At 74.9% G+C, this 14,285-nt stretch carries 10 protein-coding genes; 4 read left to right on the top strand and 6 right to left on the bottom strand.

Going from position 1 to position 14,285, the window contains the following annotated elements; all coding sequences use genetic code 11:
- Positions 1–157 precede the first annotated feature (157 nt).
- Entirely contained in the window at positions 158–1,171 is a 1,014-nt protein-coding gene (locus L6E17_RS27735; RefSeq protein WP_236243404.1) for a glycosyltransferase family 2 protein, read from the top strand.
- 79 nt (positions 1,172–1,250) lie between these two features.
- Here L6E17_RS27735 and L6E17_RS27730 read toward each other — a convergent pair whose 3' ends face one another.
- From L6E17_RS27730 to L6E17_RS27715, 4 genes are all read right to left on the bottom strand, one after another.
- Entirely contained in the window at positions 1,251–3,035 is a 1,785-nt protein-coding gene (locus L6E17_RS27730; protein ID WP_374109166.1) for an LCP family protein, read from the bottom strand.
- A 33-nt stretch (positions 3,036–3,068) separates the two neighbouring features.
- A complete protein-coding gene (locus L6E17_RS27725) occupies positions 3,069–4,874 on the bottom strand; it encodes an LCP family protein (RefSeq protein ID WP_236243402.1) in 1,806 nt (601 codons plus the stop codon).
- A gap of 251 nt (positions 4,875–5,125) precedes the next feature.
- A complete protein-coding gene (locus L6E17_RS27720; RefSeq protein WP_236243401.1) occupies positions 5,126–6,319 on the bottom strand; it encodes an LCP family protein in 1,194 nt (397 codons plus the stop codon).
- 303 nt (positions 6,320–6,622) lie between these two features.
- The gene (locus L6E17_RS27715) at positions 6,623–7,390 is read right to left on the bottom strand and encodes a TIGR03089 family protein (protein WP_236243400.1); all 768 of its coding nucleotides are present in this window, start codon (positions 7,388–7,390) and stop codon (positions 6,623–6,625) included.
- Between the two features lie 566 nt (positions 7,391–7,956).
- Between L6E17_RS27715 and L6E17_RS27710 the strand changes: the two genes are divergently transcribed.
- The 3 genes from L6E17_RS27710 (at position 7,957) to L6E17_RS27700 (ending at position 11,769) form a co-directional block, all read left to right on the top strand.
- Positions 7,957–9,216: a peptidoglycan recognition protein gene (locus tag L6E17_RS27710; protein ID WP_236243399.1), complete on the top strand. Its 1,260-nt coding sequence runs from the start codon at positions 7,957–7,959 to the stop codon at positions 9,214–9,216.
- A gap of 397 nt (positions 9,217–9,613) precedes the next feature.
- A complete protein-coding gene (locus L6E17_RS27705) occupies positions 9,614–10,696 on the top strand; it encodes an NDP-sugar synthase (RefSeq protein WP_308315943.1) in 1,083 nt (360 codons plus the stop codon).
- 65 nt (positions 10,697–10,761) lie between these two features.
- Entirely contained in the window at positions 10,762–11,769 is a 1,008-nt protein-coding gene (locus tag L6E17_RS27700) for a DNA-3-methyladenine glycosylase (RefSeq protein WP_236243398.1), read from the top strand.
- A gap of 205 nt (positions 11,770–11,974) precedes the next feature.
- Here L6E17_RS27700 and L6E17_RS27695 read toward each other — a convergent pair whose 3' ends face one another.
- Complete coding sequence (locus tag L6E17_RS27695) at positions 11,975–13,321, bottom strand: coenzyme F420-0:L-glutamate ligase (RefSeq protein ID WP_236243397.1); 1,347 nt, start codon at positions 13,319–13,321, stop codon at positions 11,975–11,977.
- Positions 13,318–14,283: a 2-phospho-L-lactate transferase gene (gene cofD, locus L6E17_RS27690; protein WP_236243396.1), complete on the bottom strand. Its 966-nt coding sequence runs from the start codon at positions 14,281–14,283 to the stop codon at positions 13,318–13,320. The genes L6E17_RS27695 and cofD overlap by 4 nt, the downstream gene beginning before the upstream one ends.
- Positions 14,284–14,285 lie beyond the last annotated feature (2 nt).

The raw sequence follows: 14,285 nt of genomic DNA, 5'->3' as shown, positions 1-14,285 counted from the left end.
GGCGGCAGGACCGGACCGTACGCACAGTAGGCCCATACGATCAGCGGACGCCCGCAGCGGCCGGGCGGCGCGCACCGGTGTCCCCCGTTCGCGGTAACGTGTCGGGCGCCCTTGCAGTCTTCCGGGGCGCCCCCGGCCCCCGTACCCCCGAGGAACCATGCCCCAGCCCCCGGTCTCCGTGATCATGCCGGTCCTCAACGAGGAGCGGTACCTGCGCGACGCGGTGCGCCACATCCTGGCGCAGGAGTACGACGGCGAGATGGAGGTGGTGATCGCGCTCGGCCCGTCCGCGGACCGCACCGACGAGATCGCCGCCGAACTGGTCCGCGAGGACCCGCGCGTCCGCACCGTGCCGAACCCGACGGGCCGCACCCCCGCCGCGCTCAACGCCGCCATCAAGGCCTCCCGCCACCCGATCGTGGTGCGCGTCGACGGGCACGGCATGCTGTCCCCGAACTACATCGCCACCGCCGTGCGCCTCCTGGAGGAGACCGGCGCGCACAACGTCGGCGGCATCATGCACGCCGAGGGCGAGAACGCCTGGGAGCAGGCCGTCGCCGCCGCCATGACCTCCCGCATCGGCGTGGGCAACGCCGCGTTCCACACCGGCGGCGAGGCCGGGCCCGCCGAGACCGTGTACCTCGGGGTGTTCCGCCGCGAGGCGCTGGAGCGGCAGGGCGGCTACAACGAGGAGTTCATCCGCGCCCAGGACTGGGAGCTGAACTTCCGCATCCGCGAGGCCGGCGGGCTCATCTGGTTCTCCCCGGAGCTGCGCGTCCAGTACCGGCCGCGCCCCACGGTCCGCGCGCTCGCCAAGCAGTACAAGGACTACGGCCGCTGGCGCCACGTCGTGGCGCGGTACCACCAGGGCTCCATCAACCTGCGCTACCTGGCCCCGCCGGTGGCGCTGTGTGCCATCGCCGCCGGCCTCGTCGTCGGCGCGGCCCTCACCCCGCTGGGCTTCGCCGTCCCGGGCGGCTACCTCGCGGCGATCCTCCTCGGGTCCGTCCCGGCGGGCAGGGGCCTGCCGTGGAAGGCCCGGGTGCAGATCCCCGTCGCGCTCGCCACCATGCACATGTCCTGGGGCTTCGGCTTCCTGACCAGCCCCCGCGCGCTGGCCCGCAAGGTCATCGCCAGCCGCCGCCCGGCGGTCGTGCCGGCCGAGGGCTGACACCGCGCACCGACGCGACACGACGAGGGGCCCGCCGCACGGACACCCGCGGCGGGCCCCTCGTCGTGTCGGGCCCGGGTCAGCTCCCGCCGTCCCAGCGGTACACCTCGTAGACGTCCATGCAGTCCTTCTGGTCGCCCCGCAGGACGTCCGAGCCGTCCGGCAGGTCGCCGGCCTCCGCCTTGGGCTTCTCGTACGCGGTGCCTTCGCGCCAGTCCGCTCCGACCACCAGCGTCAGGCCCTCGGCCCCGGCGTCCGCCCGGACCGCGGAACCCGGCAGGCCGAGCGCCTTGGCCACCGACAGGGCATCGGCGCGGCCCTGGTCGCCTTCCGCCTTCGGGTACTGCACCACGGTGTCCTTGCGCGGCTCGGCGCCGCGGGAAGCCGCCGCCTGCGTGAAGCCCTTGCCCCGCAGCACCTCCGCCAGGGCGGTGGCCCGGCCGGGGACGGCGGGTTCCTGGTTGCCGCCGGTGCCGTTGACCACGGTGACGGGGAGCGCGCCCGGTGCCTGCGCGTCCGGTCCCTTCGGCTTCGCGGGCGCCGAGGCGGACGCGGTCGGCTTGGTCCCCGCGGGGTCGCCGTTCTTGTCGAAGGCGACGTCGTCGCGGAGCATCGACCAGATCTTGTCGGCCCGCTCGACCATGACGAGCTTGTTCCGGTTCCCGCTCCACTCGGTCGTCGGCACGGTCACCGTGGTGAGGCGGTCCAGCTTGACGTCCCGCAGCTGCATCGCCAGGTCGAACAGGCTCTGCACCGAGTCGATCTCCTCGGACACCTGGAGCGCCTTGGTGGCGGTCTCGGCCAGCCCCATGAGCCGCCCGGTGTCCGTCCAGGCGTCCTGGCCCTGGAGCTTCTCGATCATGCCGTTCATGTACATGGCCTGCGCCTTGGCCCGGCCCTGGTCGTTGCGGAACGCGTGCCGGGTGCGCAGCCACTGGAGCGCCTGCTCGCCCTTGACCTCGTGGGTGCCCGCGGGCAGCTTCAGCCCCGAGCCGCCCTTCACCTGGCGGGTCGGCCGGTCCCACACGCCGGTCTTGACGCACACCGGGACGCCGCCGACCTCGTCGGCCATCGCCACGACCCCGGCGAAGTCCACCATCATCCAGTAGTCGATGTAGACCCCGGTGATGGTCTCCCAGGTGGTGAGGGTGCAGCCGGGGCCGCCGCGCCCGAGCGTCTCGTTGATGGGCCGGTCGGCGACGGGCGCGTAGGTCGTGCCGTCGTCGCCGACGCACTCCGGGATGCGCACGATCGTGTCACGCGGGATGGAGACGATCGCGGCGTGCTTTCGGTCCGCCGAGACGTGCAGCAGCTTCTGCACGTCGGCGAGGGGCTGCTGGTCCCGGAGGTCCTTGCCGCCGCCGAGCGCCACGTTCTTCGGGTCGCTGCGGCTGTCGGAGCCGATCAGCAGGATGTTGAGCGGGGTGTCGCCGAGCGCGTTCGGTGCGGCCTTCTTCACGCCGCTGTCGCCGCCGGCCCGGTTGCCGCTGCGGATGTTGCCGTTGAGGTGCTCGATGTAGAGGTAGCCGGCCGCCGCCGTGCCGAGTATCAGCAGCGACAGCACCGAGGCGGTCCAGCGGAGCACCTTCCGCTTGCGGCTCTTCGCCCTGCGGCGGCCCCGCGCCCGGCCCGCCGCACCGCCCGCGCTCCTCCTGCGCCGGCCGCGGCCGCCGGAGTCACCGCTGCCGCCGTCCGTACCCGTACCCGTACCCGTGTCCGTACCCGTGCCGTCGCGGCCGTCCGGGCGGTCGGCAACCCCTGTGCCGGTCCCTCCGGATCCGTCGTCCCAGTCCGGCTCCCGGACCTCACGGGCGTGCGGAACGCCTCCCCGCGTTCCCTCCCCACGCACGCTGCTGTGTCCCACCCGCGTCTCCCCTGTATGGGCAGGCGGCGCACGTCACTTGGCGCACACCTGCTTGTCCGCCTCTACCTTCTGCACACCCTCCGGCGCCTTCGCCGGACCGGTGATCGGGACGCCCGCGGCGGTGAAGTCCTGGCCGAGGGTGAGCACCATCGGCTCCCGCTCCCCGGCTTCCGCGGTCCCCTGTTTGAGCGCCGACGCGGGAAGCCCCATCAGGTCGGCCAGTTTCCGGGCCTGCTCGATCTGGTTCGGCGCGAACTCCAGCGTCGTCTTCGGGATGTCCGCCGGCGCGTTGGCCTTGTTCGTCGACAGCCGGACGCCCTGCTCGTTCTGCAGCCAGCTGATGGTCGACTGGGCGCCGCCGCGCACTCCGCTGCCGTTGTACACGTCGACGCGGACCCGGCCGGCCTCGGCACGCGGTCCTTCGAGGAGCGCGTTCTGCGCCTTGGCCTGGGCGTTCTTGGCGTCCTGCTCCTTCTTCTTCACCTCGGTGAGCGAGATGTCGTTGCGGAGCATGGACAGGAGCTGCGGGGCCCGGGCCTCGTCGAGGACGACGGTCGCCTTGACCGTCTCGTTCGGATTGTCGACGACCGGCAGCGTCACGAAGCTGATGTTCTCGGGATCGACCTTGGCGAGTTCCTGGGCCAGTTCGGTGAGCCGGTCGACGCTCCCTATGCCGGTGTCCACCGTGAGGGCCTGCGTGGCGGCGTTCGCGAGGTCCCAGAGCTTGCCCGGGTCGGTCAGGGTGTCCCCCGACTTCATCTTGCGGATCATCGCGCCCATGAACTGCTGCTGCGTCTGGATGCGGGACAGGTCGCTCTTCAGCCCGAACGCCTGCCGGGTGCGGACGAACGCCAGGGCCTGCTCGCCCTCGATGACGCTCGTGCCCGCGGGCAGCTTCAGCCCGGACTTCTTGTCGTCGACGTCCTTCTCCACGCACACCTCGACCCCGCCGACGGCGGTGGAGAGCGTCTTCACGGCGTTGAAGTCGACCATCATGAAGTGGTCGATCGGGACGCCGGTCAGCTTCCTGACCGTGGCCATGGTGCAGTCGGGGCCGCGCTCCGCCTGCCCGAGGCTCTCGTTGAAGCGGGCCGACACCTGCCCGGGGATGACCCGCTTCCCCTCGCCGGTGTCCACCGTGCAGTCCGGGATCTGGGTCTTCAGGTCGCGCGGGATGGACAGCGCGGTCGCGTTCGTCCGGTCCTTGGAGACATGCAGCAGGATCGTGGTGTCGGCGTGGCCGGGGCTGTTCCTGTCGCCGTAGCCGGTGTTGCCCGAGCCGGTCCGCTTGTCGGTGCCGATGACCAGGATGTTGATGGCCTGGTCCTTCTTGAAGCCGCTGCTGCCGCCCGCGTTGCCGACGTCGTACGTCGTGATGTTGTCGTCGAGGCGGCCCTTCACGTAGTAGTAGCCGGCCGCGGTGCCGACCAGGACGAAGGCGGTGACCCCGCCCGTCCACATGAGGGCCTTCCTGCCGCGGGACTTCTTCTGCTTGGGCCTGCGCCTGCTGGCGGGCCCCTGCCCTGCGGCCCTGCGGCCGCCCTCGCCCGCGGCGGGTTCGGCGGCGCGGCGCCTGCGCTGGCCGGGGACCTCGGCGGCCCTGCGGCCGGACGCAGCCGACCGGTCGGCTGCGTCGGGCGCGTCGGAGGCGGTCCGCTGCGCGGGGGGGTGGGCGGAGCCGCCGCGAGGGGCGGCCCCTGAGGGGTGCGCCTGCACGGACGGGGTGGGCTGCGCAGAGGAAGGGTCCAGTCGCAGTTCGTAGTTACCGGTCTGCGGGTTCAGCACCCACTGGTCGGCGGGGTCGATGTCCTCCGCCCGTCCACGGCTGTGCGCGTCCACGGTTGCTTGAGTCCTCCGTCGGTGCCACGCCAGACGCCTCCCCGTCCGGCGCTCGGCCTCTCGATCCGGGCGCGTGACGTATGTGGCCACCGCACCGGATCGCGTCACGATATCCGCCCAGTTCAACGTAGGGCGACGGCCGTGACAAATTCCACGGCCCTTACAAACGGGCAATCCTCCCCAAAGCCCCCGTATTGCCCTGTCTGTTATTCCTTCTCTCACACATTTCTCGCGCCCCCGTCGTCGGATCCCTACGGGCAGGCGCTGGTTGCGGCGTTGGTTCCGGCGTAGGTCGGCGTCCCCGACGGGCGGGGCGACGCCCCGGCGTCCGGGGAGGGGGTCGTGCCCGCCTCCCGCTCCTCGGTCGGGACCACCAGGACGGGCGCGTCCACCCGCAGTCGTTTGAACAGCCGATCGGCCTCCGGCTGCACCAACTCGTCCCGGTTCGGGTCTGCGTGATATGGCTTCCGGGGAACCGTCAGGAACTGCACCTTTTCCGAAGGTACGCTCCGCAGCCTGCGCGCCAGGTCGTAGAGGTCCTTGAGCGAGTCCAGCCCCGGATCCGTGGTCAGCGACCGGGTAGCGGCGTCCAGCACGGGGTACAGCCGGGCCGGGTTCAGCAGCACCCCGTTGCTCTGCACCTTGTTGACCAGCGCCCCGAGGAACCGCTGCTGACGGCCCATGCGCTCGGTGTCGCTGCCGCCGCCCAGGGTCTTGCGGGCCCGCACGTAGCCGAGGGCCTGCTCGCCGTGCAGGGTCTGCGGCCCGGCGTCCAGCGTGAGGCGGGCGTCCGGGTCGTCGATCGGCTCCTCCACGCAGACCCGCACCCCGCCGACCGCGTCCACCATGTCCTTGAAGCCCCGGAAGTCGATCACCATGTGGTGGTCGACGCGGATCCCCGTGAGGTTCTCCACGGTGCGGATCGTGCAGGCCGCCCCGCCGATCTGGAACGCCGCGTTGAACGAGGTGAACCGCGCCGCCGTGGTCTTCCCGCGGGGCGTGCGGCACTCCGGCACGTCCACCATCAGGTCCCGCGGGACGGACACCGCCGTGACGCTCTTCTGGCGGGTCGACAGGTGCAGCAGGATCGCCGTGTCCGACCGCTGCGTCCCCGCGTCCCTGCCGTACGCGGCGTTGCCGTCGCCCGAGCGGGTGTCGGACCCGATCACCAGGATGTTCGTGCCGCCGCGCGGCACGGGCGACGGCCGTTCCCGCTCGTACCGCCTCAGCTCCGCGACGGCCGTGTCGTCCGTGGTGATGTTCCGGTCCAGCTTCCGGTAGACCCACCAGCCCGCCCCGGCCGCCACCAGCACGGCCAGCGCGAGCCCCACGGCCCCCCAGCGCATCCACCGCCGGGCGCGCGGGTGGCGCCCGCCCGCCGCCTCGCCGCCGGGCGGCGCGGTGTCCGGTCCGGGGGAGTCGGAGGCGCCGGAGGGGTCCGTCACGTCAGAGTCCGTCCTTCGGGGCGTCGGCGGCGTCAGGGGTGGCCGCACCCCGGTCTGCATCCGGTGAGACGGCCGCCCCGGGCACGTGGTCGTGTCCACAGTGGTACGCGAAGCGCACCGGGCACGAGGCCGACACACGGACGCGGCCCACGAGACCTCCTGCGAGAGCCCCGTACGAGGCCCCCGTACGAGACGTTCGTACGAGACCGGGGTGCGGGCCCGCGCGGGGTGCGCACCGCCGATCATCCACCGGGAGGCCGCCCGGCCGGGCGGGACGCCGCGCCCGGTCCACCGTACGGGGGGTCAGGCCGCGCCGGCGCGGTCGGTGACCCGCTCGCTCTCCAGCCGCTGCGCCAGGGCGTCGGGGGCCAGCCGGTCGAGGTGGCGGCACAGGACGACGGAGCCGCCCGCCGCGAGCGGCGCGTACAGCCCCGCCGACACGCCCTCCCAGGAGTCCCAGGCCAGCCCCGACAGCAGCCGCGACCCGTCCTTCAGCCCCAGCCGCACGGCGTCCTCACGCGCCCGCGCCACCAGTTCCGCGCCGCTCAGCTCCGCGCCCGCACCGGGCACGGCCAGCGCGGGGGCCTCCGGGTCGACCGGGACGTACGGGACGAACCGGTCGCCCTGGCCGGGGACTTCCACGGCGTAGTCGTCGTACCCGTCGGGCGGTCCCGGCAGGAAGCGCCGGCCCAGCGGGGCCAGGGACAGCGCCAGGCGGCTCCCGGAGCAGGCCCGCCCCTCGTCGAGCCGGTCCGGCCCCGCCACCACGTGGTCGGCCGCCGCCGGATCGCCGTCCAGGTCGGCGACCACACCCGTGGACGCGCAGGCGAGCAGCCACACCGCGGTCTGCCAGTGCGCGGGCAGCAGCAGCGCCACCCGCTCGCCGGGCTCGGCGGACAGTCCGTCCTGGAGCAGGTTCGCCGTCTTGGCCACCCAGTTGGCGAAGGTGGCCACGGACAGTTCGACGCGCTCACCGGTGGCGTCGTCGTAATAGGTGACGAGGGGGCGGGCGGGGTCCGCGGCGAGCGCGGATCGCAGCAGGTCGGCGGGGGTGCGGTCGCTGGCGTTCATCCGGGCAAGGGTACGTCCCCGCAGCGCTCGGGCGAGGGCCGAGCGGGTGACGCGTTACTCCGTACGGACCGATGGGCCGTCAGGAAACGGGTGAGCGTGCACGGTCCGACATGCCCACTATCACGTTATGCGTTCGCTTCTTGTCTCCTCGATCGGCGTGGCGGCCGCAGCGGCCCTCGCCGTTCCGCTGTCACTCACCCTGTCCGACGCCTCCGGGCGCTCCCCGGCCGTCCCCCACGCCGGTGCCCGCGGCGCCGCCGCGGAGCCGGGCGCCACCCGGTCCCTTCCCCTGGTGCCGCTCGGCGCCGACCGGCGGCGGCCGGGGGCGGCGCGCCCCACCAAGGGCTGCCCCGCCGGGACGTGGAACCGTTCTCCCTGCTGGGCGTGGTGTGGGAGGACGCGCGCGCCGAACTCCCCGGCACGGTCCAGGTGCGGACCCGGGCCGCGGGGACCGGTGCCTGGTCGCCCTGGCGGGACCTGGAGACCCACTACCACGAGCACGGCGCCGACCCGGGCACGGCGGAGGCCGCCGCGGGCAGGCCGCGCGGCGCCACCGCCCCCTGTGGGTGGGCGCCGCGGACGGCGTCGAGGTCCGCGTACGGCCGACCGGCGGGGCCTCGGCGCAGGACCTGCCGCGCGGCCTGCGCGTCGACCTCATCGACCCGGGCACCGACCCGGAGCCCGCGGCGAGCGCCTCCCGCCCGGGAGGCACGTCGGCCGGTACGGACCCGTCCGGTACGGCCCCGTCCGGTACGGGCACCGCGGGTACGGCGGCCTCCGGCGCGGGCGCGGCCGGTACGGGGACCTCCGGCGCGGCGACGGCGGCGGCCGACACGCCCGGGACTGCCGACGCGCCCGGCGCGGGCAGTGCGCCCGGCACCGTCGGCCCAGCCGCCACGGCCGCCTCCTCCGCCACAGGTGCGGCCCCCGCCACGGCCGCGGCCGGTACGGCGCGGCCGCAGGCCGCCGGAGCGGCGACCGCCACCCCGCCCCGACGCCCGCGGGATCCGCCGCCGGGTCCGCCCCGCCGGCGGCCCCGGACCCGGGCCCGGCACCGGTCGGCAGCCCGCGGCCGACCCGGTCGCGCAGGCCGGCGCAGCCGAGGCCGGGGGCGAGGCCGGGGCGCGTCCGAGGCCGAGGCCGAGGGAGACGCCGGGGCCGCCGCGGAGGCCGAGGGAGACGCCGGGACCGCTGCGGAGGCCGACGCGGCCGCGGCCCACACCGCCCCCAAGCCCAAGATCGTCACTCGGAAGGGCTGGGGCGCGGACGAGTCGCTGCGCGAGAGCGCGTTCCTCTACACCTCGACCGTGCGGGCGGCCTTCGTCCACCACAGCGCCACGGGCAACGACTACACCTGTGCGCAGGCCCCCTCCGTCCTTCGCAGTATCTACCGCTACCACGTGACGAGCCTGGGCTGGCGGGACATCGGCTACAACTTCGCCATCGACAAGTGCGGCACCATCTACGAAGGCCGGGCCGGCGGGGTCGCCAAGCCCGTGCAGGGCGCGCACACGCTCGGATTCAACTCCCAGACCACGGGCATCGCCGTCCTCGGCACGTTCACCTCCAGCGCCCCACCGGCCGCGGTCACCACCGCCGCGGCCAAGCTGACGGCGTGGAAACTCGGGCTGCACGGCAGGGACCCGCGCGGCACGGCCACCCTGACGTCCGGCGGCGGCAACCTGTACAAGAAGGGCACGAAGGCCAAACTGAAGGCCGTCTCCGGGCACCGCGACGGATACGCCACGGAATGCCCGGGGGCGAAGCTCTACCAGAAGCTCGGCGCGATCCGCACCGCCGCCGCCGCGTACCAGGGAAGGAGCTGAGGGCGCGTCAGTTCCGGACCACTCCGTCAGCCCCCTGAGCAGGCGCTCCGCGTTCTGCCTACACTGTCCGCTCGTACTGATCGTATGACCGCGATTCCGGACGGGGGACCGGCCGGACGAGCCCGGGGGAAAGGCGCCCGGACAGGGCGCCGGGGCCCCACCCCGGGCACGCGGCCGTACGGCGCGAGGCGCTCCCGGCGGGGCGCCCCGCGCCCGCGACGACAGACCGCAGCACCCGCAGCAGACGACCCACAGCGCAAGCGCACAGCAGACAAGCACACAGCAGACAAGCACACAGCAGACCCGACAGCAGGCCACAGACCGCAGGACGCAGACGACCCCCCACGACGCAGAGCGTGACTCATCGGCCGGCCCCAGTAGGAAGCAGAGACGACAGGTGACAGAAGCGATCCTTCTGGTCGGTGGCAAGGGAACCCGGCTGCGGCCCATGACGGTCAACACGCCCAAGCCGATGGTGACCGCCGCGGGCGTGCCGTTCCTCACCCACCAGCTCGCCCGGGCACGGGCGGCCGGTGTGGAGCACATCGTGCTGGCCACCTCCTACCTCGCCGAGGTCTTCGAGCCGTACTTCGGCGACGGCTCCGCGCTCGGCCTGCACCTGGAGTACGTCACCGAGAAGGAGCCGCTCGGCACCGGCGGCGCGATACGCAACGTCGCCTCGCGACTCCGCTCCGGCCCGGACGAACCGGTCCTCATCTTCAACGGCGACATCCTGACCGGCCTCGACATCCGGGCCCTCGTCGACACCCACCGCACGTCCGGCGCCGACATCTCCCTGCACCTCACCCGCGTCGAGGACCCGCGTGCCTTCGGCCTCGTCCCGACCGACGCCACCGGACGCGTCACGGCGTTCCTGGAGAAGCCCCAGACGCCCGAGGAGATCGTCACCGACCAGATCAACGCCGGCGCGTACGTCTTCCGCCGCTCCGTCATCGACACCATCCCCGCCGGCCGCCCCGTCTCGGTCGAGCGCGAGACGTTCCCGGACCTGCTGGCCGCCGGCGCCCACCTCCAGGGCATGGTCGACTCCACGTACTGGCTGGACCTCGGCACCCCGCAGGCGTTCGTGCGCGGCTCCGCCGACCTCGTCCTCGGCCGCGCCCCGTCCCCCGCCGTGCCCGGCCGGCGCGGCGAGCGGCTGGTCATCGAGGGCGCGGAGGTCGCCCAGGACGCCAAGCTGACCGGCGGCACGGTCGTCTGCGCGGGCGCGGTGGTCGGCGCGGGCGCCACCGTGGACGGCAGCGTCGTCATGGCGGGCGCCACCGTGGAGCCGGGCGCTGTGGTGGTCGACTCCCTGGTCGGCGAGGGCGCCCGGATCGGCGCCCGCACGGAGCTGTACGGCGCGGTCATCGGCGACGGCGCGCACGTGGGCCCCGACAACGAACTGCGCGGCGGCGTACGGGTCTGGTGCGGCGCCCACCTGGCCGCCGGCTCCGTCCGCTTCTCCTCGGACCAGTAGGGCGGAGCGGGCCGGGGCTACGCTGTTCGGGTCCGACACCCGCAGCGAGAACCCCCGGAGGCCCGGTGGCAGGCCGCTACGCTCCACGCGCCGGCGCCCTCGCGGGCGGGCGGCTCCCGCACCCCGCCCGCCCCGCACCGGCCCGGCCGGGGAGCAGCGCCCGCACCCGCACGTGGACCCCGCCCTGGCCGCTGGAACCGGCCCTGACCCTGGCCCCGCTGCGCCGCGGACCCGCCGACCCGACCTTCCGCACGGCTCCCGACGGCGCCGTCTGGCGCACCTGCCGCACCCCGGACGGCCCCGGCACCCTGCGGGTCGCCGCACGGGGCGCCGACGTCGAGGCGCAGGCGTGGGGCGCGGGCGCCGCATGGCTGCTGGACACGCTGCCCGACCTGCTGGGCGGGCGTGACGACCCGGAGGCGTTCACGCCGCGCCACCGGCTGCTCGCCCTGACCCGGCACCGCCGCCCCGGCCTGCGGCTGGTCCGCACCGGCCTGGTCATGGAGTCGCTGATCCCGTCGATCCTGGAGCAGAAGGTCACGACGGACGAGGCGTACCGCGCGTGGCGGCTCCTGGTCCGCGCGTACGGCGAGCCGGCCCCCGGCCCGGCAGCGGCGGCGGACCTGCGGCTGTACGTGGTGCCGGAGCCGCGGACCTGGGCGCTGGTGCCGTCCTGGGAGTGGCACCGCGCAGGCGTGGACGGCAAGCGGTCGGCGACCGTCCTGCGGGCGGTGCGGGTGGCCGGCCGCCTGGAGGAGGCGGCCGCGATGGAGCCCGAGGCCGCCCGGCGCCGCCTGGAACTGGTGCCCGGTATCGGCCCGTGGACCTCCGCCGAGACCGTGCAGCGCAGCAACGGCGCCCCCGACGCGGTGTCCGTCGGCGACTACCACCTGCCCGGCATCGTCGGCCACGCCCTGGCCGGCAACCGCGACGCCGACGACACCGAGATGCTCCGCCTCCTGGAGCCGTACGCGGGCCAGCGCCACCGGGCGGCCCGCCTCATCCTGCTCAGCGGCCGCACACCGCCCCGCAGGGCGCCCCGCATGACACCCGGCGACATCGCGGCGCTGTAGGACGGCGCCGCCGGCCCGGAACCCTGGGCGCGGGTCCCCGCCGAGGACGCGCCGTTCGGGCCCTCCGGCCGCGGCGCCTCCGGCCGCGGCTCCCGGCGCCACCCCGCCGGGAGCCCGACCGCCGCCGACCACCGCCGACCACCGCCGGGCGAGCCGGTCCGGTCGGAGCGCCCCGTGCAGCAGCCCGCGCCGCCCGCCCCGGACGTCACCGCACCGTGACGAAGTCCTCCGGGTCGCGCGCCGGGCGGTCCGCCGGCGGCTGCGCCGGGTGGCCGACGGCGACGGCGCCCATGGGGTCCCAGGTGTCCGGCAGGCCCAGCACGTCCCGTACGACGTCGCGGCAGAACATCGTCGACGACACCCACGCCGAGCCCAGCCGCTCGCCGGCCAGCGCCACCAGGAAGTTCTGCACCCCGGCACCGGCGGCCACCACGAACATCTCCCGCTCGGCGGCGGCGCGGCGCGCGTCCGGGTAGGAGTGGGCGCCCTCGGTGACGAGGCAGGGCACGACCAGGCAGGGCGCGTTGCGCAGCACGTCGCCGCGCCGTATCCGCCGGGCGGCGGCGGCCTCGTCGAGGCCGTCCTTCCGCAGGTCGGCGACCCACGCGTCCCGCATGGCGTCCAGCAGCCGCCGCCGCGCGTCCGCCGACTCCAGCAGCACGAACCGCCACGGCGCGGTGCGGTGCGGCGCGGGCGCCGTCACCGCCGCCGCGACCGCCCGCCGCACCGCTCCGGGGTCCACGGGCGCGTCCGTGAACGCCCGTACGGTGCGCCGCAGCGTCACCGCCCGCCGGACCGCCTCCGACGTGCCGAGCCGGAACATGTCGCTGCCCGGGTCCCGGACGAGCGCCCGCGCGCCCGGCCCGTCGTCGCCGTCCGCGGTGACGAGGTGGGGCAGGCCCCGGACGACGGCGACCGGCCGCCCGGCCGTCTTGCCCTTCACGAGGTCCCCGGCGGCGGCCAGTTCGTCGCCCCCCGCCACGACGGTCGCGACGAGCGGGTTTCCGTAGGCGTCGGTGCCGCCGCGCAGGTCGTCCAGGACCCGCACCCCGGCCGCCCCGATCGCCACGTCCGTCAGCCCGCTGCGCCAGGGGCGCCCGAAGGTGTCGGTGACGACGACGCCGACGGTGACGCCGAGGGCGTCCCGCAGGCCGGCGCGGATGGCCCGCGCGGAGCCGTCGGGGTCCTCCGGCAGCAGCAGGACCGTCCCGGCGGGGGTGTTCGACGCGTCGACCCCGGCGGCGGCCATGACGAGCCCGTTGCGGTTCTCGACGATGCGCAGCGTGCCGCGCCGGGCCACCACCCGTACCGTCTCGGCGTCGATGGCGGCGTCGCGGTCGCCGGCGGCGACGACCCGCCCCTCCGCCTTGCTCACGATCTTGGAGGTGACCAGGACCACGTCCCCGTCCGCGAGGCCTGGCTCGGCGGCGGCGATCAGCTTCGCCAGGTCGTCGCCCTCCCGCACCTCGGGCAGCCCGCCGGGCGCCCACACCCGGTACGCCGCCTCCGCCCCGCCCGCCGGCCGGTCTGCGAGTCCGTCCCCGGGGGTCATCCCCGCACCTCTCGGACGTCCTCCGCGAGCCGCAGGGCCTCGCGGGCCATCGCGGCGGCGGCCGCCGCGTCGGTCATCATCAGCGGCACGGCCCGGCAGCGGATGCCGGCGGCCTCGACCCCGGCGACCGCCTCCTCGTCGGCGGTGTCCACCAGCCAGCCGTCCAGCAGTCCGGAGCCGTAGTGCTCGGCCACGGCGGCGGCCGTCGCCTCGACGCCCACGGCGGCGAGCATCTTGTCGGCCATGCCGCGCACCGGGGCGCCGCCCACGATCGGCGAGAGGCCCACGACCGGCACACCGGCCTCCGCGATGGCCTCCCGGATGCCGGGCACGGCGAGGATCGTGCCGATGCTCACCACCGGGTTCGACGGCGGGAACAGCACCACGTCCGCCTCGGCGATCGCCTCCAGTACCCCCGGCGCCGGCTTGGCCTGCTCCGCGCCCACCGGTACGACCGCGTGCGCGTCGACGGAGGCCCGCAGCCGCACCCAGTACTCCTGGAAGTGGATGGCCCGGCGCTGCCCGTCGAGTTCGACGGCGACGTGCGTCTCCACCCGGTCGTCGGACATCGGCAGCAGCCGCACCCCCGGCTTCCAGCGGTCGCACAGCGCCTCGGTCACGGCGCTGAGCGGGTATCCGGCGCCCAGCATCTGCGTGCGGACGATGTGGGTGGCGACGTCGCGGTCCCCGAGCCCGAACCACTCCGGCCCGACGCCGTACGCCGCGAGTTCGCTCTTGACCTGGAAGGTCTCGTCGGCCCGCCCCCAGCCCTGCTCCTCGTCGATGCCACCGCCGAGGGTGTACATCACCGTGTCGAGGTCGGGGCAGACCTTCAGCCCGAACAGATGGATGTCGTCACCGGTGTTGCCGATGACCGTGATGTCCGCGTCGGGCGCGGCCGCCTTGAGGCCGCGCAGGCAACGGGCACCGCCGATGCCGCCGGCCAGAACCACAATGCGCATGC

The organism is Streptomyces sp. CC228A (assembly GCF_021390935.1).
Lineage (GTDB): Bacteria > Actinomycetota > Actinomycetes > Streptomycetales > Streptomycetaceae > Streptomyces.
The sequence above is the reverse complement of the archived record's forward strand: the minus strand, read 5'-3'. Positions and strand labels throughout refer to the sequence as shown.